General features: G+C 52.5%; 15 protein-coding genes. 12 read left to right on the top strand and 3 right to left on the bottom strand.

What is annotated here, in order from left to right; all coding sequences use genetic code 11:
- The first annotated feature begins 117 nt into the window (after positions 1–117).
- A complete protein-coding gene (gene sohB, locus GKAS_RS07065) occupies positions 118–1,164 on the top strand; it encodes a protease SohB (RefSeq protein ID WP_035892924.1) in 1,047 nt (348 codons plus the stop codon).
- Between the two features lie 92 nt (positions 1,165–1,256).
- On the opposite strand, the gene GKAS_RS07060 is transcribed toward sohB, so the two are convergent.
- Complete coding sequence (locus GKAS_RS07060; RefSeq protein WP_035892923.1) at positions 1,257–1,508, bottom strand: YciN family protein; 252 nt, start codon at positions 1,506–1,508, stop codon at positions 1,257–1,259.
- A gap of 394 nt (positions 1,509–1,902) precedes the next feature.
- Between GKAS_RS07060 and topA the strand changes: the two genes are divergently transcribed.
- From topA to acnA, 5 genes are all read left to right on the top strand, one after another.
- Complete coding sequence (topA, locus tag GKAS_RS07055; RefSeq protein WP_035892922.1) at positions 1,903–4,500, top strand: type I DNA topoisomerase; 2,598 nt, start codon at positions 1,903–1,905, stop codon at positions 4,498–4,500.
- Positions 4,501–4,681: 181 nt separating this feature from the next.
- Positions 4,682–5,656 carry an HTH-type transcriptional regulator CysB gene (gene cysB, locus GKAS_RS07050; RefSeq protein WP_035892921.1) on the top strand — a complete coding sequence of 325 codons (975 nt, stop codon included), beginning with the start codon at positions 4,682–4,684 and terminating at the stop codon, positions 5,654–5,656.
- Positions 5,657–5,992: 336 nt separating this feature from the next.
- Positions 5,993–6,109, top strand: coding sequence for a YmiA family putative membrane protein (locus GKAS_RS23775; protein WP_072011363.1), 117 nt, complete (start codon positions 5,993–5,995; stop codon positions 6,107–6,109).
- Positions 6,110–6,111: 2 nt separating this feature from the next.
- Positions 6,112–6,279, top strand: a complete 168-nt coding sequence (locus GKAS_RS25255; protein ID WP_156105145.1) for a hypothetical protein — start codon at positions 6,112–6,114, stop codon at positions 6,277–6,279.
- Between the two features lie 214 nt (positions 6,280–6,493).
- A complete protein-coding gene (gene acnA / locus GKAS_RS07045; RefSeq protein ID WP_035892920.1) occupies positions 6,494–9,169 on the top strand; it encodes an aconitate hydratase AcnA in 2,676 nt (891 codons plus the stop codon).
- A gap of 122 nt (positions 9,170–9,291) precedes the next feature.
- On the opposite strand, the gene GKAS_RS07040 is transcribed toward acnA, so the two are convergent.
- On the bottom strand, positions 9,292–10,047 hold the full coding sequence (locus tag GKAS_RS07040; RefSeq protein WP_072011362.1) for an oligogalacturonate-specific porin KdgM family protein: 756 nt from the start codon (positions 10,045–10,047) through the stop codon (positions 9,292–9,294).
- A gap of 424 nt (positions 10,048–10,471) precedes the next feature.
- On the opposite strand from GKAS_RS07040, the gene GKAS_RS07035 reads away from it, so the two are divergent.
- From GKAS_RS07035 to bglB, 3 genes are read left to right on the top strand one after another with little or no spacing between them, the layout of a single operon-like run.
- The gene (locus GKAS_RS07035) at positions 10,472–11,644 is read left to right on the top strand and encodes an oligogalacturonate lyase family protein (protein WP_035892918.1); all 1,173 of its coding nucleotides are present in this window, start codon (positions 10,472–10,474) and stop codon (positions 11,642–11,644) included.
- On the top strand, positions 11,641–12,933 hold the full coding sequence (locus tag GKAS_RS07030; RefSeq protein WP_035892916.1) for an ABC transporter substrate-binding protein: 1,293 nt from the start codon (positions 11,641–11,643) through the stop codon (positions 12,931–12,933). Before GKAS_RS07035 ends, GKAS_RS07030 begins: the two co-directional genes overlap by 4 nt.
- A gap of 9 nt (positions 12,934–12,942) precedes the next feature.
- Positions 12,943–14,052, top strand: a complete 1,110-nt coding sequence (gene bglB, locus GKAS_RS07025; RefSeq protein ID WP_035892913.1) for a beta-galactosidase BglB — start codon at positions 12,943–12,945, stop codon at positions 14,050–14,052.
- Between the two features lie 19 nt (positions 14,053–14,071).
- On the opposite strand, the gene GKAS_RS07020 is transcribed toward bglB, so the two are convergent.
- A complete protein-coding gene (locus GKAS_RS07020; RefSeq protein ID WP_035892911.1) occupies positions 14,072–14,920 on the bottom strand; it encodes a helix-turn-helix domain-containing protein in 849 nt (282 codons plus the stop codon).
- A 192-nt stretch (positions 14,921–15,112) separates the two neighbouring features.
- On the opposite strand from GKAS_RS07020, the gene GKAS_RS07015 reads away from it, so the two are divergent.
- The 3 genes from GKAS_RS07015 to GKAS_RS07005 form a co-directional block, all read left to right on the top strand.
- The gene (locus GKAS_RS07015) at positions 15,113–16,003 is read left to right on the top strand and encodes a carbohydrate ABC transporter permease (protein ID WP_035892909.1); all 891 of its coding nucleotides are present in this window, start codon (positions 15,113–15,115) and stop codon (positions 16,001–16,003) included.
- Positions 15,996–16,898, top strand: a complete 903-nt coding sequence (locus GKAS_RS07010; RefSeq protein WP_035892907.1) for a carbohydrate ABC transporter permease — start codon at positions 15,996–15,998, stop codon at positions 16,896–16,898. The genes GKAS_RS07015 and GKAS_RS07010 overlap by 8 nt, the downstream gene beginning before the upstream one ends.
- Positions 16,899–16,910: 12 nt before the next feature.
- Positions 16,911–17,258: ABC transporter ATP-binding protein (locus GKAS_RS07005; protein ID WP_035892905.1), on the top strand; the 348-nt coding region annotated here is incomplete at its 3' end.

The following is a 17,258-nucleotide window of genomic DNA, read 5'->3' as shown; positions in this document are numbered from 1 at the left end:
ATCAGCAAAAAAGTAATCTGGAATGCGCCTCGTGGCCTGATACTGCTATCGAGACGTAGTGAACGCGGTGTTGTACACTGGGCGGTAGATTCTGTGATTTTTGTACAAGGTGGATGTGTGGAATTACTTTTTCAATATGGTCTTTTTCTGGCGAAAATCGTCACAGTTGTTGTTGCTATTGCGGTGATTGCCGTACTGATTGTCAACGTCACGCAGCGCAAACGTCAGCGCGGTGAGCTACGAATCACCAACTTAAGCGAGCAGCACAAGGATATGCAGGAAGACTTAGCCGTGGCGCTGCTCGATGCGCCGCAGCAAAAGCTCTGGCATAAGGCGCAAAAGAAGAAGCTGAAGCTGGAAGCGAAAGCGGCCAAAGCCAAAGCGAAGCAGGGCGACACCGAGGCGGCAACCAAACCGCGCGTCTGGGTTATCGACTTTAAAGGCAGTATGGACGCCCATGAAGTCTCCTCCCTGCGTGAAGAGATTACCGCTGTACTGACCGTTGCCACCCCGCAGGACCAGGTGGTCGTACGTCTGGAAAGCCCTGGTGGTGTCGTTCACGGCTACGGTCTGGCGGCATCGCAACTCCAGCGTATCCGCGATAAGCAGATCCCACTGACGGTAGCAGTAGATAAAGTCGCGGCCAGCGGCGGCTACATGATGGCCTGTGTGGCCAACAAAATTGTCGCGGCACCGTTCGCGATTCTTGGTTCCATCGGCGTGGTCGCGCAGATCCCGAACCTGAATCGTTTTCTGAAAAATAAAGACATCGACGTTGAGTTACACACTGCGGGCCAGTACAAACGTACGCTGACGCTGCTTGGTGAAAACACCGAAGAAGGACGTCAGAAATTCCGTGAAGAGCTGAACGAGACTCATCATCTGTTTAAAGATTTCGTGAAAGAAATGCGTCCGTCTCTGGACATTGAACAGGTTGCTACCGGTGAACATTGGTACGGCACACAGGCTCAGGAAAAAGGGCTGGTTGATGAAGTGGGTACCAGCGATGAATTGCTGCTGGGGCTGATGGAGAACCGAGAAGTCATTAGCGTGCGCTACACGCAGCGTAAGAAAATGATGGATCGCTTTACCGGAAGTGCGGCAGAAAGCGCCGATAAGCTGATGATGCGCTGGTGGCAGCGCGGACAGAAACCGCTGCTGTAAGCGTTTCCTTTCTATTCTTTACCTTTCTATTTATAGCCCGGTAAATCAGATTTACCGGGCTATATCTGACGGCTCAGGCCAAAGCCCTACGCTCAGTCAACCAGGTGATACTTTTCAGACAGCTGGTGGGCGAGATACTTGAACATATTAAACACCGCCGTGCTTTTCGGCGTCGGCAGGCCCTGTTCATCCAGGTAATATTCACCGCTGAAAACCAGCACGCCGTTGCGCTGTTCTACGCCGGTGGCTTCAATACCCGCCATGGTATCTTCATGCTCACGAATGAGGCGGTTTGCTTCAATTAGCAGTGTCTGACGATCGATAGGTTGGCTATTATTTGACATATTCAACTCCTCAAAATTCCTGCGCTAGTCTACGCCGGGCACCCGCTTGGGGCAAATATTCCCGACGTTTACCAGGGACAAGCATTTTACCTCAGAGTTGGCATGATGGGTGATTGCATGCTAATAAAGTTGCGTAACGAATTTTATCAGGTACAGTGTGACGCTTTCGGCGATCTGGCAACAGATTTGCTTGACATTCGACCAAATATTCTTCGTGCTATAGACCCTGACGAAAAAAAGTCTGTAAACTCAGCCACCTGACTACATGTCTCAAAAGTCAGTCGGTAAAGGGTTGATATCCATTGGTATTGCCGCAACATACAAGGCTTGTCGCCAGTGGAACGTGGAACATGTGCGATGTATTCCTGGAAGAATCAAATTAGGTAAGGTGAATATGGGTAAAGCTCTCGTTATCGTTGAGTCCCCGGCAAAAGCCAAAACGATCAATAAGTATCTGGGTAATGACTACGTGGTTAAGTCCAGCGTCGGTCATATCCGCGATTTGCCGACAAGTGGCTCAGCAGCCAAAAAGAGCGCTGACTCTACCTCCACCAAAACGGCCAAAAAGCCTAAAAAGGATGAACGAGGCGCGCTGGTTAACCGCATGGGCGTCGACCCATGGCATGACTGGGCGGCACACTATGAAGTGCTGCCTGGCAAAGAAAAGGTAGTATCGGAACTCAAACAGTTGGCGGAAAAAGCCGACCACATCTATCTCGCAACCGACCTTGACCGCGAAGGGGAGGCCATTGCATGGCACCTGCGGGAAGTGATCGGTGGTGATGAATCACGCTATAGCCGCGTGGTGTTTAACGAAATTACGAAAAATGCGATTCGTCAGGCGTTCGAAAAGCCGGGCGAGCTGAATATCGACCGTGTTAACGCTCAGCAGGCGCGCCGCTTTATGGACCGCGTGGTGGGCTATATGGTCTCGCCGCTGCTGTGGAAAAAGATTGCCCGCGGTCTATCCGCCGGTCGCGTCCAGTCGGTAGCGGTACGTCTGGTCGTTGAACGCGAACGCGAAATTAAAGCGTTTGTGCCGGAAGAATTCTGGGAAATTGACGCCAGCACCACCACGCCGGGCGGCGATGCCCTGCCGCTGGAAGTGACCCATCAGGGTGACAAGCCGTTCCGTCCGGTTAACCGCGACGAAACTATGGCTGCGGTCAGCCTGCTGGAAAAAGCCAGCTACAGCGTGCTGGAGCGTGAAGACAAGCCGACCAGCAGCAAGCCGGGCGCGCCGTTTATTACCTCCACGCTGCAGCAGGCGGCCAGCACGCGTCTGGGCTTCGGCGTGAAGAAAACCATGATGATGGCGCAGCGTCTGTATGAAGCGGGCTACATCACCTACATGCGTACCGACTCCACTAACCTGAGTCAGGACGCGGTGAGCATGGTTCGCGACTATATCGGCGATAACTTTGGCAAGAAATACCTGCCGGAGAACCCGAACCAGTACACCAGCAAAGAAAACTCGCAGGAAGCGCACGAAGCGATCCGTCCTTCCGATGTTTCCGTTCAGGCGGAAGCGCTGAAAGATATGGAAACGGACGCGCAGAAACTGTATCAGCTGATCTGGCGCCAGTTCGTGGCCTGTCAGATGACGCCAGCGCAGTACGACTCCACTACGCTGACCGTAAAAGCGGGCGATTTCAAACTCAAAGCGCGTGGCCGTACTCTGCGCTTTGACGGCTGGACCAAAGTGATGCCAGCGCTGCGTAAAGGCGATGAAGACCGCACGCTGCCGATGGTGAATCAGGGCGATAAACTGAGCCTGGTTGAACTGACCCCGGCGCAGCACTTCACCAAACCGCCTGCACGCTTTAGCGAAGCCTCGCTGGTTAAAGAGCTGGAAAAACGCGGCATCGGTCGCCCGTCCACCTATGCGTCGATCATTTCGACCATTCAGGACCGCGGCTATGTGCGCACCGAAAACCGTCGTTTCTACGCGGAAAAAATGGGCGAGATCGTCACCGATCGTCTGGAAGCGAACTTCCGCGAGCTGATGAACTACGACTTTACCGCGCAGATGGAGGACCATCTCGACCGCGTGGCAAACCACGAAGCCGAGTGGAAGCAGGTACTGGATCTGTTCTTTGGTGATTTCACCAAGCAGCTCGAAACGGCTGAGAAACCGCCAGAAGAGGGCGGCATGCAGCCGAACGAGATGGTGCTGACCAGTATCGATTGCCCGACCTGCGGTCGCAAGATGGGCATTCGTACCGCCAGCACCGGCGTGTTCCTTGGCTGTTCCGGCTATGCGCTGTCGCCAAAAGAACGCTGCAAAACCACCATTAACCTGGTGCCGGAAAACGAAGTGCTGAACGTGCTGGAAGGCGACGACGCGGAAACCAACGCGCTGCGCGCTAAACGTCGCTGCCAGAAGTGCGGTACGGCGATGGACAGCTACCTCATCGATCCGAAACGCAAGCTGCACGTTTGTGGTAACAACCCGACCTGCGACGGCTACGAGATTGAAGAAGGCGAGTTCCGCATCAAGGGGTATGATGGCCCAATCGTTGAGTGCGAAAAATGTGGTTCTGAAATGCACCTGAAAATGGGGCGTTTTGGTAAATACATGGCTTGTACTAACGAAGAATGTAAGAACACCCGTAAGATCCTGCGTAGCGGTGAAGTGGCTCCACCGAAGGAAGATCCGGTACCGTTGCCGGAACTGCCGTGCGAGAAGTCTGACGCCTATTTCGTGCTGCGTGATGGCGCGGCTGGGGTATTCCTGGCAGCCAACACCTTCCCGAAATCGCGCGAAACCCGTGCGCCGCTGGTTGAAGAACTGTTCCGCTTCCGTGACCGTCTGCCGGAAAAACTGCGTTATCTGGCCGATGCGCCGCAGCAGGACCCGGCAGGGAACAAAACGATGGTGCGTTTCAGCCGTAAAACCAAACAGCAGTATGTTGCTTCCGAGAAAGATGGCAAGGCAACCGGCTGGTCAGCGTTCTTCGTTGACGGTAAATGGGTTGAAGCGAAAAAGTAGCGTTTTTTGCCAAGAACGTCACAAAGGGCCGCAATTGCGGCCCTTTTTTATAACCTCGTTATTATTTTTGTTTCCATCTATACACACTTGCTATAAATGATATAGTGGTTATAGCCAATGCATTTCTTATGATTAAATCGTCTTTATGACCGATTCCTGAGCGCAGACTGGATACAACCGCATGAAATTACAGCAACTCCGCTATATCGTTGAGGTGGTGAACCACAACCTTAACGTCTCCTCGACCGCCGAAGGTTTGTATACTTCGCAGCCTGGTATCAGTAAGCAGGTCAGAATGCTGGAGGATGAGCTGGGGATTCAGATTTTTGCCCGTAGTGGCAAACATCTGACGCAGGTGACGCCAGCCGGCCAGGAAATCATCCGTATTGCTCGTGAAGTGCTCTCAAAAGTTGATGCGATTAAGTCTGTTGCCGGTGAGCATACCTGGCCGGATAAAGGGTCATTGTACGTTGCGACAACGCATACGCAGGCGCGTTACGCGCTGCCCGGTGTCATCAAGGGGTTTATCGAACGCTACCCGCGTGTGTCACTGCATATGCATCAAGGCTCGCCGACGCAAATTGCAGAAGCGGTCTCTAAAGGTAACGCGGACTTTGCTATCGCGACCGAAGCGCTGCACCTCTATGACGATCTGGTGATGCTGCCTTGCTACCACTGGAACCGTTCGATTGTCGTGACGCCGGAGCACCCGCTGGCATCGAAAACGTCCGTCACCATTGAAGAATTGGCACAGTACCCGCTGGTGACCTACACCTTTGGCTTTACCGGCCGTTCTGAGTTGGATACCGCATTTAACCGCGCGGGCCTGACGCCGCGTATTGTCTTCACCGCGACCGACGCCGATGTCATTAAAACTTACGTAAGACTGGGCTTAGGGGTAGGGGTGATCGCCAGCATGGCCGTCGATCCTATTTCTGACCCGGATCTGGTTAAACTGGACGCCGACGGTATTTTCAGCCACAGCACCACCAAAATCGGCTTCCGTCGCAGTACCTTCCTGCGCAGCTATATGTATGATTTTATTCAGCGATTTGCACCACATCTTACGCGCGATGTCGTAGACACCGCCGTAGCGCTGCGCTCGAATGAAGACATTGAAGCGATGTTTAAAGATATTAAACTGCCGGAAAAATAGTCCCGATTTAATTATCCGCCTCTACGATGAAGAGGCGGATAGCTTATATCCTCCCGGAACAAAAGGCTTTTCCCCTCTCCGTTAGCTCTCTATCCTGATTAAGAATTGTTTCTATTACGAATTACGCAGCAAAAGTAGAAATAAATTTAACGTTAGGCAAATTTCTCCTCTCAAATATCGCTTTGGGCTCAAAAGATTAAATTAATCTCATTGTAATATTCGTAAAACCTCTGGATTTTTGCATAGAATTTACTTAGGATTTATCTCAACGATGATTAGTTGTAACAATTGATTGGTGCGATAATGATAAGTAATATCGATTGTGAGAGGGCAGTAATGGTGTCAGAAAAGAACGAAACTCGCGTGAAACGTAAAGCATGGCTGAGCGTATTCCTCGGGTCTGCGCTGTTCTGGGTAGCGCTGGCGCTGCTGGTTTGGAAATTCTGGGGCTAGCTATGCTTACGTCTGAACGCGTCAAGCCGGTGAAGCCTCTCGTTCCGGTAGAAAAAAAACCGCAAGATGACAAAAATAATAAGGTCAACGTCCCTGATGAATGGAAATTGACCCACGACCAGAAAGAATTTATCGATCTCTTCAATCAAGATGAGAATAAGAAACAGTAACCACGTGGTTATTTACTCCTTTCGTTTTACCTCCCTCATACGAAATAAATCCTTTCCCTGCTATTAATTCCAGTTGGTAGTTATTCTTAATAACCTATTGATCGCATTTATCAATCTGAGCCCTTTCCCGGCGTTATCCCCTGAATGTGTTATCTTTTATATAGACCATGAGGAGTGTCAGAGTACTGCAATTCCCGCCATTGAAGGAGGAGCTATGTCGTCAACACTACGAGAGACCTGCAAGGAAACACTACAGGTCGATAATAAAACCTACCGTTACTACAGCCTACCGCTGGCTGCTAAGACCCTGGGTGACATCACCCGCCTGCCTAAATCACTCAAAGTTCTTCTGGAAAACCTGCTCCGCTGGCAGGACGGCGACTCCGTTACCGCTGACGATATTCAGGCGCTTGCCGGATGGCTTAAACAGGCGCACGCTGACCGTGAGATAGCCTATCGCCCAGCGCGCGTGCTGATGCAGGACTTTACCGGCGTACCGGCTGTCGTAGACCTGGCCGCCATGCGTGAAGCGGTGAAACGCCTCGGCGGCGATACCCACAAAGTGAATCCGCTTTCCCCGGTCGATCTGGTGATTGACCACTCGGTCACGGTGGATCGCTTCGGTGATGATGATGCGTTTGATGAAAACGTGCGTCTAGAAATGTCGCGCAACCATGAGCGCTATACCTTCTTACGCTGGGGCCAGCAGGCTTTTAGCCAGTTCCGCGTAGTGCCGCCGGGAACGGGGATTTGCCACCAGGTTAACCTCGAGTACCTGGGTAAAGCGGTGTGGAGTGAACAGCAGGGCGATGAACTCGTTGCCTACCCAGACACGTTGGTGGGGACCGACTCCCACACCACCATGATTAACGGCCTGGGGGTTTTAGGGTGGGGCGTTGGCGGTATCGAAGCGGAAGCGGCGATGCTAGGCCAGCCGGTCTCGATGTTGATACCGGACGTGGTTGGCTTCAAGCTGAGCGGTAAGCTCCGTGAAGGGATCACCGCAACTGACCTGGTGCTGACGGTCACGCAGATGCTACGTAAGCTTGGCGTCGTCGGCAAATTTGTTGAATTCTACGGCGATGGCCTGGATTCCCTGCCGCTGGCAGACCGGGCAACCATTGCCAACATGGCGCCGGAATACGGTGCAACCTGTGGCTTCTTCCCGATAGACGACATTACGCTTTCTTACATGCGCCTCAGCGGGCGCAGCGACCAGCAGGTCGCGCTGGTTGAGGCCTATGCTAAAGCACAGGGGATGTGGCGCTCTAAAGGCGATGAGCCGGTGTTCAGCCAGACGCTGGCGCTGGATATGGGTGACGTTGAAGCAAGCCTTGCGGGTCCGAAACGTCCGCAGGACCGCGTCGCGCTGGCTCAGGTACCTCAGGCGTTTAACGCTACGACTGAACTGGCGGTTAACGCGGGCGCTGCCGGCAAAACTGCTGTCGACTTTACCCTAAACGGTAAACCGTATTCCCTTCCGGAAGGGGCGGTGGTCATTGCGGCTATCACTTCTTGTACTAACACGTCGAACCCCAGCGTGTTGATGGCCGCGGGTCTGCTGGCGAAAAAAGCCATCGCGTTGGGATTACAGCCTAAACCGTGGGTTAAGGCGTCGCTGGCGCCTGGCTCGAAGGTGGTGTCCGATTATCTGGCGCACGCAGGTCTGACGCAGTATCTCGACCAGCTTGGTTTTAACCTGGTCGGCTATGGTTGTACGACTTGTATCGGTAACTCAGGCCCGCTGCCGGATCCAATTGAGAACGCCATCAAACAGGGTGATCTGACGGTGGGAGCGGTGCTGTCCGGCAACCGCAATTTTGAAGGCCGTATTCATCCACTGGTGAAAACCAACTGGTTGGCCTCGCCGCCGCTGGTCGTCGCCTACGCGCTGGCCGGAAATATGCGGGTGGATCTGACCCACGATCCGCTGGGGCTCGACAGCAAGGGAAACCCGGTCTATCTGAAAGATATCTGGCCGAGCAGCACTGAGATAGCACAAGCGGTTCAGCAGGTGTCTACGGGGATGTTCCACAAAGAGTATGCGGAAGTCTTTGCCGGTACGCCGGAATGGAAGGCTATCGATGTACCTGCTACAGACACCTACGAGTGGCAGGATGATTCCACCTATATCCGACTCTCGCCGTTCTTTGACGAAATGGGTGTGACGCCTGACCCGGTGCAGGATATTCACGGGGCGCGTGTGCTCGCGATGCTGGGCGATTCAGTCACCACCGACCATATCTCTCCCGCGGGCAGTATTAAGGCCGACAGCCCCGCAGGTCGTTATCTGCAGGAAAACGGCGTCGCTAGCCGCGATTTTAACTCCTACGGTTCCCGTCGTGGTAACCACCTGGTGATGATGCGCGGCACCTTCGCCAATATTCGTATCCGTAATGAGATGGTGCCGGGCGTTGAAGGTGGCATGACGCGTCTGCTGCCCGGTGACGAGGTGATGTCAATATACGATGCGGCCATGGCTTATCAACAGCAGGGGACACCGCTGGCGGTCATTGCGGGTAAAGAGTACGGTTCGGGCTCGAGCCGTGACTGGGCGGCAAAAGGACCGCGTCTGCTTGGCGTTCGCGTGGTGATTGCTGAATCATTCGAACGTATTCACCGTTCAAACCTGATAGGTATGGGCATTCTGCCGCTGGAATTCCCGCAGGGGGAAGACCGTAAAACGCTGAAGCTGACCGGTGAAGAGCAGATTGATATCGCCGGGCTGCAACAGCTGAAGCCTGGCGCCATCATCCCGGTGCTGATCACTCGGCCTGACGGGCAGCAGCAGACGCTGGCGTGTCGCTGCCGTATTGATACGGCGACAGAGCTGACCTATTACCAGAATGACGGCATTCTGCACTATGTCATTCGTAATATGCTGAGCTAAAAAAAGGGGCCGACGGCGGGCCCCAAAACGGACGTTGGCAATTGCAGCAAAAGAAAACGCTAGCGTGGCATGTTGAACAGAAACGCGCCTCTCACGCCAATCCGGCGTGAGAGGAATAATGCTTATTTAAAGGTGTAAACTACCCCCATACGCAGACGGAACTGGCGCTCGGTGGATTTTGACGAGCGGCCAATGTCGCCAAAGGTGACATACGGTTTCCACTCTTTTTTATCCCCAAGTGAATAGTCAAACTGCCATTCCTGCTCATAATCGTAGTTCTGGTTTCCCCAAAGCACTTCATCACCGTGCTTGTAGATGAATTTGTAGGTAGTAGAGAAACGGTCCAGGGTATAGCGTAAATAGAGATCGCCACGGTTAACGGTGCGATGTTTATTGGTGCTACAGGATTTATCACCGTTATATCCGCAGTCTGGGTCGTTAGCATAATCAGTCAGTTCAAAACGATACATCCCTCCTATAGCCCAATTTTCATTAATCGTATACCAGGGTACAAATCCGAATTTCCATTCCGTTCTTTCACTGTTGAATTCGGGTTGGATGAGTGGCGCTATTTTAAAATTACCGAAGGTAAACGATTTCGATAATGTAAGTTCGACGGCGTTGATGACCGGATCATTATACCATTTATCCTGCGGATCATTGCCACCTGTCTTGTATTTAGTCTCAATTGAAAAATTATAATTATCCGGCAAGGCCGCAGACATGTTTAGTTTGTCATAGTGAGTACGGTCACGCACTCGGTACTCATGACGGTAGTCGAGGCTCAGCGAGCGGATTGGAGAGGTATATTCTTCAGCCAGTACAACGTTACTGGTTAATAAAGCGCAACCTGCTATAAGGTATTTACCGGATAACATAATAATTCTTTCCTCGTTATTATTTGAATAAGGCATTAAAAATGCACTCAGTTCACTCCACGTAAGTCTGCTGAGGTATTAATTGCCGCTGCTGGCAAGCTTTCGCTAAATGAACGCCCGTAGTTAAGCATCCGTCGCTGAGTTAAAACCTTTATAAAACCACCAACTGTTTAGTTTTTTTGTCGGGAAAGCTAAGAAAGATATTTGTCGTGTTAAGAATGTGAGCATGGCTGAAATTATTCATGATAACGCTGCAACCTTTGTTATTGCGTCACCCGGTAACAGGCTTTGTCTTTATTTCAAAGGTTATTGTCGGAGCGCCTCGGCATGCTGTGAGCGACTCCTGTCAGCCTGGCCTGATGGGAGAATCCGCATCCTGGGATGCCTTTGAATCGACCAGACAACTCCTGACATTGAGGACACTATGGCAAAGGGTGATGTCACTCCACTGACGTTTACATCTGAAATTGACCCCGTCACGCAGGTTCGCGTGGTACGGCTAACGCCGCGGGATCGTATCTTTCATCGCAACTACTTCTATCAGAAGTGCTTTTCGCAGCAAGGCAGGCAACTGCTGATTGGCGGTGTGGATGAAGGCAACTGGAACTACTGGCTGCTGGATTTGCAGCAGCATACGCTGCGTCAACTGACGGAAGGCCCTGGCGACAATAGCTTTGACGGCTTCATCACGCAGGACGACAGCGCGCTGATCTTTATGCGGCAGAACCGCCATATCGTCCGTGTAGAACTGGATAGTTTGCGCGAAGAGATTCTCTATGAGCTGCCTTCACAGTGGGTCAGTACCAGCGCCTGGGCACCAGATAGTACCGGCAGCAAGATGATTGGTATGTCGTTATCGGCGGAAACCTGGATACCGCTGAATGACTGGAATGATTTCCAGCGTCAGTATCATATGAACCCGACAACGCGTTGCGAAGTTGTCGACCTCGCTACTGGACGAACCGAGATTCTGTTTGAAGAGTCGCGCTGGCTGGGGCATCCCGGTTTTCGTCCGAACGACACCAACACCATCATGTACTGCCATGAAGGGCCACACGATCTGATCCGTAACCGCATTTGGCTGTACGACCGCCCGACCGGCCTCTCCACGCCGGTCAGCCAGCCGGAGGCGGAAACCTTTACCCACGAATTTTGGGTGCCTGACGGTTCGCGCATCGTTTTCGTCTCGCTGCATAAAGAGACGCATCAGCGGCACATTTGTCAGACGCTGGCCGGTAGCGTGCAGAGTGAGAAGGTGATGGAAATGCCCGCCTGTTCGCATCTGATGAGTAACCACGACGGGTCGCTCCTGGTCGGTGACGGCTGTGGTACACCGGTTGATTTAACCGATGAGGGTGGCTATACGGCGTTAACCGACCCGTGGCTTTACCTGTTTGCGCCAGACCAAAAGCACACGCGCAAAATTACCCGCCACGACACCTCCTGGCGCGTTATCGATGGGCAGTGTCAGGCAAGCCATCCGCATCCCTCTTTTAGCCCGGACCTAAGCCACGTGCTCTATACCTCTGACCGCGATGGTTTGCCTGCCGTCTATCTGGCGGAGATAGCCCCTTTACTAAAAGGAAGCTCTAAATGAAAAAGATCGCCTTCTCATTAATGCTCGCCTGTAGCGGCATGCTGTGCGCGACACCGACCTTTGCTGATGACAGTGATACGGTGACGCTGCGCGTGGCCTGGTGGGGCGCTAACTCTCGCCACCAGAACACGCTGAAAACCATCCGCGCCTTCGAACAGGCGCACCCGAATATCAAGGTGAAAGCGGAGTATACTGGCTGGGATGGCTTCGTATCACGCCTTTCCACGCAGATAGCCGGGAAGAATGAACCTGACGTAATGCAGCTCGACTGGAGCTGGATTCAGGTGTTTTCGCGGTCGGGTAATGGCTTTTACGATCTTAACCAGCTCAGCAAAGAGGTAGGGCTGGACAACTATGCGGGCAAGCTCAGCACCGTAACCGTCAATGGCAAAGTGCAGGGGCTGCCGGTGTCGCTGGTGGCGCCTATTCTCTACTACAACACCGAAACCTGGAAGAAAGCCGGGCTGGCCTACCCGAAAACCTGGGATGAACTCTTTGCCGCTGGTCACGTGTTTAAAGAGAAGCTCGGGGATAACTACTATCCGGCGATCGTCACCACTTCAATGGAGCTGATTAACTCGTGGATGGTACAGAAATACAACCAGCCGATGCTCAATGAGAAAGGGGAGTTCACCTACAGCGAAGCGCAATGGCTGGAGTTTGTACAGGTCTACCAGAAACTGGTTGCCGAGCACGTCCTGCCAAGCCAGAAGTACATTCAATCCTTTGGCAAAGCGCAGCCGTTTGAGATGAAACCGTGGATCAACGGCGAATTTGGCGGCTCAAACCTGATGAGCTCGGCGGTCGCCAAATATGAAGACACTCTGGCACCACCGGCGAAACTCGAAGTGGGGCCATATCCGCTGCTGCCGGGCGCCAAGGATGCGGGGCTGTTTATCAAACCATCGATGATCTTTGCCATCAGCCGCAACACGCAGCACCCGAAAGAGGCGGCGATGCTGCTTGATTTTATGGTTAACCAGCCGGAAGGCGTACAGTTAATGGGGCTGGAGCGCGGCTTCCCGGTCAGCAAAGCGGCGGCAGACTTCGTGCTGAAAACCAATATGGCGCAGCCGAATGACCCAGTGATAACCGGACTAAAGCTGGTCGAAAGCATGCCGTCGGACAACGTCTACGTCTCACCGTACTTTAAAAACCCAGAGATCGAACAGTACTGGCTGGATCTCACCCAGCGGATCGATTACGGCAAAATTAGCGCACAAGACGCGGCAAAAGAGTTTGAACGCACGGCGAAGCGCGCGCTGCGTAAACATGCACCGACGAAGTAAGGGGAGTTCATGGAGAGGAAACAACTGCAGTTTAGCGCCGATGAAACGGTGCTGATGACGGAAAAACTGATTGATGCGCTGGTGAACATTCGCGATGAAAACGGCGCGTTTCTGATGACGCTGGCCGATGGACGCGTGGTCGACACCAAAGGCTGGGGCGGCTGGGAGTGGACCCACGGCGTAGGTCTCTACGGGCTCTGGCAGTACTGGCAGCAAACCCGAGACCCGCGCTGGCTGGCGATTATTGAGCAGTGGTTCGCGGATCGTTTCCGTGAAGGCACGCCGACCAAAAATGTTAACACCATGGCCCCGATGCTGACGCTGGCCTCGGTGTACGAAGAGAATGGCTACACGCCATGGAAGCGCTATATTGAATGCTGGGCCAACTGGGTGATGTACGAAATGCCACGCACCGAGCTCGGTGGTTTACAGCATATGACCTTTAATTATGCGCACCATCAACAGCTGTGGGACGACACGCTGATGATGAGCGTGATGCCGCTGGCAAAAGCGGGCCAGGTGCTGAATCGTCCGGAATGGGTTGAAGAGGCCAAGCGGCAGTTTCTGCTTCATTCTCAGTATCTGTGTGATGCCCCGACGGGGTTGTGGTATCACGGCTGGAATTTCGAGGGCCGACACCACTACGCCAAAGCGCTGTGGGGACGAGGTAATAGCTGGGTAACGGTGGCAATCCCTGACTTTATTGAGATGCTCGATTTGCCGCAGGGCGACCCGGTTCGCGAATTCCTGCTAGGGCAACTCTCGCGTCAGGTTGCTGCGCTGGCGGAGCGGCAGGATAAAGAGAGCGGACTCTGGCACACGCTGCTGGATGACCCAACTTCCTACCTGGAATCGTCCGCCTCGGCAGGCTTCGCCTACGGCATTCTGAAGGCGGTGCGTAAGCGCTATATTGATAAACGTTTCCTGGCGACCGGGGTAGCGGCGGCGGAAGGCGTCATGCGGCAAATTAGCTCGCAGGGCGAGCTGGAGAACGTTTCTTTCGGCACCGGAATGGGCAAGGATCTCGACTACTATCGCAATATCGAACGTACTTCCATGCCGTATGGACAGGCGATGGCGATGCTGGCGCTGATTGAGTATCAAAATCTGTTTATCTGAGCCACAGCGGCTCTCCGTCTCAGGACTGGAGAGCCGTACGGTGGTTTATCAGCGGAAACAGCCCGTACTTGCGCACCGTGCGCGGCGGCATGCCGAAAAAGAGTTTGAAACGATGAGAGAAGTAGTTGCTGTCGTTAAAACCGCACAGGTAGGCGATATCGGTGATGGACTGCTCCGAGGTGACCAGCAGGTTCATGGCATGGCATAAGCGGACGTGAGTAATGTAATCATTCGGTGTGAGCGCAGTAATCGACTGTACTTTACGTTCCAGCATGCGCTTTTGGATATTAAATTTTTGTGCCAGGTAATCAATGCTTAATTGATCATTTGCATAATTGTGATGCAAATAATTTAGCAGATAGATAATAGAATCTTCTTTGGCACAATCATTAGTTGTCTGACTAACATGACCTCGCTGTAAAAACACGACGAGTTGGGTGAATAATGTCTCCAGCATGACGGAACGCCAGGCTAATTCTTTGTTGAGCTCTTCATTTAATAGGTTGGTATAAAATGCACTATGTACGATGGTTTGATGCGTGGCCATAAATTGTTTATTTGGCACGAAGTTAGCCAGCAACGTGAGTAGGGTATCCGTCAAGAAGTCGGGATGAATGAGAATATTGAGCAGCGATAGCTTTTCCACTTTCTCAAAATAATGTTCTTCATTCGGCGCGATGATAAACACGGAACCGCAACTGATAGGCCATGAAATGCCGTCGATAACGTGCATACCGCTCCCTGAAGAGACACAGACCATTTCGTAAAAGTCATGGGCATGCAGGGGACAGATATCCTGATCCGCGATGTGCTTAATCATCAGCGATGCATTTTCAGGGAAATAGGTAGCGTGACGACGCAAAGCCATAGCGGCAGCCTTCAAAAGAGAGATTATTTTCCGACTATAGGGTTTAATCTTTATAAAATGAAATGTTTTTTCATTTTTTTGCTAAAGTTCACAGCTAATTTTTATTAGCTAATATTAAATGTGATAAAGATCACTGTACCTCCGATATCACGGAACGTCTTGCAAGATATCTTTATTATATTAGAGGAATCTATGAACGAGAATAAGTTATTAGGGCTGGCATGGATCTCGCCGTACATAATAGGGCTAGTGGTCTTTACCGCATTTCCCTTTATTTCGTCGTTTCTATTGAGTTTCACCCAGTATGATTTAATGAGCCCGCCGGAATTTAACGGCATTGAAAACTATCGCTACATGCTGACGGAAGATCCGCTCTTCTGGAAATCGATGGCGGTCACCTTCGTCTACGTATTTCTGACTATTCCCGTCAAGCTGGCGTTCGCGCTAGGCATTGCCTTCGTGTTGAATTTCAAACTGCGGGGCATTGGCTTCTTCCGTACCGCCTACTACATCCCGTCTATTCTCGGCAGTTCGGTGGCGATTGCGGTGTTGTGGCGCGCATTATTCGCCATCGATGGCCTGTTCAACAGCATGCTCGGGGCGATTGGCGTTGACCCGATCAACTGGCTGGGCGAACCCTCTCTGGCGCTGATTTCCGTAACCCTGCTGCGCGTCTGGCAGTTTGGTTCGGCGATGGTCATCTTCCTGGCTGCGTTGCAAAACGTTCCGCAGTCGCAGTATGAAGCGGCGATGATTGACGGTGCCTCGAAGTGGCAGATGTTCCTCAAGGTGACGGTGCCGCTGATAACGCCGGTTATCTTCTTTAACTTCATTATGCAGACCAGCGGCACCTTCCAGGAATTTACCGGTCCGTATGTGATTACCGGCGGAGGCCCGACCTACTACACCTACCTGTTCTCACTCTACATCTACGATACCGCCTTTAAATATTTTGATATGGGCTACGGTGCCGCGTTGGCGTGGGTCCTGTTCCTGGTGGTGGCTGCCTTTGCGGCCGTTGCCTTCAAATCGTCGAAATACTGGGTCTTCTACTCCGCCGATAAGGGAGGCAAAAATGGCTAATCTGCACACCATGTCTGCGACCGAGCAGGAGGCTGCACGCGAAGTAGCCCGTACGCTACGTCGCGAAAAAATCAGTCGCTCGCTGCGATATACCATTCTGCTGGTGGTCGGGTTGATGATGCTTTACCCGCTGGCGTGGATGTTCTCGGCATCGTTTAAACCGAACCACGAAATTTTCACCACCCTGAATCTCTGGCCGGTGCATGCCACCTGGGATGGGTTTATCAACGGCTGGAAAACCGGGACGGAATACGACTTCGGTCACTATATGATTAACACCTTCAAATATGTTATTCCGAAGGTGATTCTGACCATCGTCTCTTCCACCATCGTGGCCTACGGCTTTGCCCGCTTCGAGATCCCGTGGAAGAAGTTCTGGTTTGCCACGCTCATCGCCACCATGCTGTTGCCAAGTACCGTACTGCTGATTCCTCAGTACCTGATGTTCCGTGAAATGGGCATGCTCAACAGCTACCTACCACTGTATCTGCCGACGGCGTTTGCCACTCAGGGCTTCTTCGTCTTTATGCTGATTCAGTTCCTGCGCGGTGTACCGCGTGATATGGAAGAAGCGGCGCAGATTGACGGCTGCAATTCCTGGCAGGTGCTGTGGTACGTGGTCGTACCGATTCTGAAACCGGCGATTATCTCTGTCGCGCTGTTCCAGTTTATGTGGTCGATGAACGACTTTATCGGCCCGCTGATTTACGTCTACAGCGTGGATAAATATCCGATTGCCCTGGCGCTTAAAATGTCCATCGACGTGACCGAAGGTGCGCCGTGGAACGAAATTCTGGCAATGGCGAGTATCTCCATCCTGCCATCTATCATTGTGTTCTTCCTGGCGCAGCGCTACTTCGTCCAGGGTGTCTCCAGCAGCGGAATTAAAGGTTAAGAGGGAACTATCATGGCTGAAGTGATTTTTAATAAACTGGAAAAGGTCTACTCCAACGGCTTCAAAGCGGTACATGGTATCGATCTTAACATTGCGGAAGGGGAGTTTATGGTGATTGTTGGTCCGTCCGGCTGCGCCAAATCCACCACGCTGCGGATGCTGGCAGGACTTGAAACCATCAGCGGAGGTGAAATTCGTATCGGCGAGAAGATAGTGAACAACCTGGCGCCAAAGGAGCGCGGGATTGCGATGGTGTTCCAGAACTATGCGCTGTATCCGCATATGACCGTGCGTGAGAATCTGGCGTTCGGCCTGAAGCTGAGCAAGCTGCCGAAAGACCAGATTGAAGCCCAGGTGAAC

Source organism: Kluyvera ascorbata ATCC 33433, from assembly GCF_000735365.1.
In the GTDB taxonomy this organism is placed as follows: domain Bacteria; phylum Pseudomonadota; class Gammaproteobacteria; order Enterobacterales; family Enterobacteriaceae; genus Kluyvera; species Kluyvera ascorbata.
The sequence above is the reverse complement of the archived record's forward strand: the minus strand, read 5'-3'. Positions and strand labels throughout refer to the sequence as shown.

Excerpts from the sequence above, each read along its gene's own strand:
- GKAS_RS07060 (WP_035892923.1), bottom strand. The coding sequence starts at position 1,508 with ATGTCAAATAATAGCCAACCTATCGATCGTCAGACACTGCTAATTGAA.
- topA (WP_035892922.1), top strand. The coding sequence starts at position 1,903 with ATGGGTAAAGCTCTCGTTATCGTTGAGTCCCCGGCAAAAGCCAAAACG.
- cysB (WP_035892921.1), top strand. The coding sequence starts at position 4,682 with ATGAAATTACAGCAACTCCGCTATATCGTTGAGGTGGTGAACCACAAC.
- GKAS_RS23775 (WP_072011363.1), top strand. The coding sequence starts at position 5,993 with ATGGTGTCAGAAAAGAACGAAACTCGCGTGAAACGTAAAGCATGGCTG.
- GKAS_RS25255 (WP_156105145.1), top strand. The coding sequence starts at position 6,112 with ATGCTTACGTCTGAACGCGTCAAGCCGGTGAAGCCTCTCGTTCCGGTA.
- acnA (WP_035892920.1), top strand. The coding sequence starts at position 6,494 with ATGTCGTCAACACTACGAGAGACCTGCAAGGAAACACTACAGGTCGAT.
- GKAS_RS07040 (WP_072011362.1), bottom strand. The coding sequence starts at position 10,047 with ATGTTATCCGGTAAATACCTTATAGCAGGTTGCGCTTTATTAACCAGT.
- GKAS_RS07035 (WP_035892918.1), top strand. The coding sequence starts at position 10,472 with ATGGCAAAGGGTGATGTCACTCCACTGACGTTTACATCTGAAATTGAC.
- GKAS_RS07030 (WP_035892916.1), top strand. The coding sequence starts at position 11,641 with ATGAAAAAGATCGCCTTCTCATTAATGCTCGCCTGTAGCGGCATGCTG.
- bglB (WP_035892913.1), top strand. The coding sequence starts at position 12,943 with ATGGAGAGGAAACAACTGCAGTTTAGCGCCGATGAAACGGTGCTGATG.
- GKAS_RS07020 (WP_035892911.1), bottom strand. The coding sequence starts at position 14,920 with ATGGCTTTGCGTCGTCACGCTACCTATTTCCCTGAAAATGCATCGCTG.
- GKAS_RS07015 (WP_035892909.1), top strand. The coding sequence starts at position 15,113 with ATGAACGAGAATAAGTTATTAGGGCTGGCATGGATCTCGCCGTACATA.
- GKAS_RS07010 (WP_035892907.1), top strand. The coding sequence starts at position 15,996 with ATGGCTAATCTGCACACCATGTCTGCGACCGAGCAGGAGGCTGCACGC.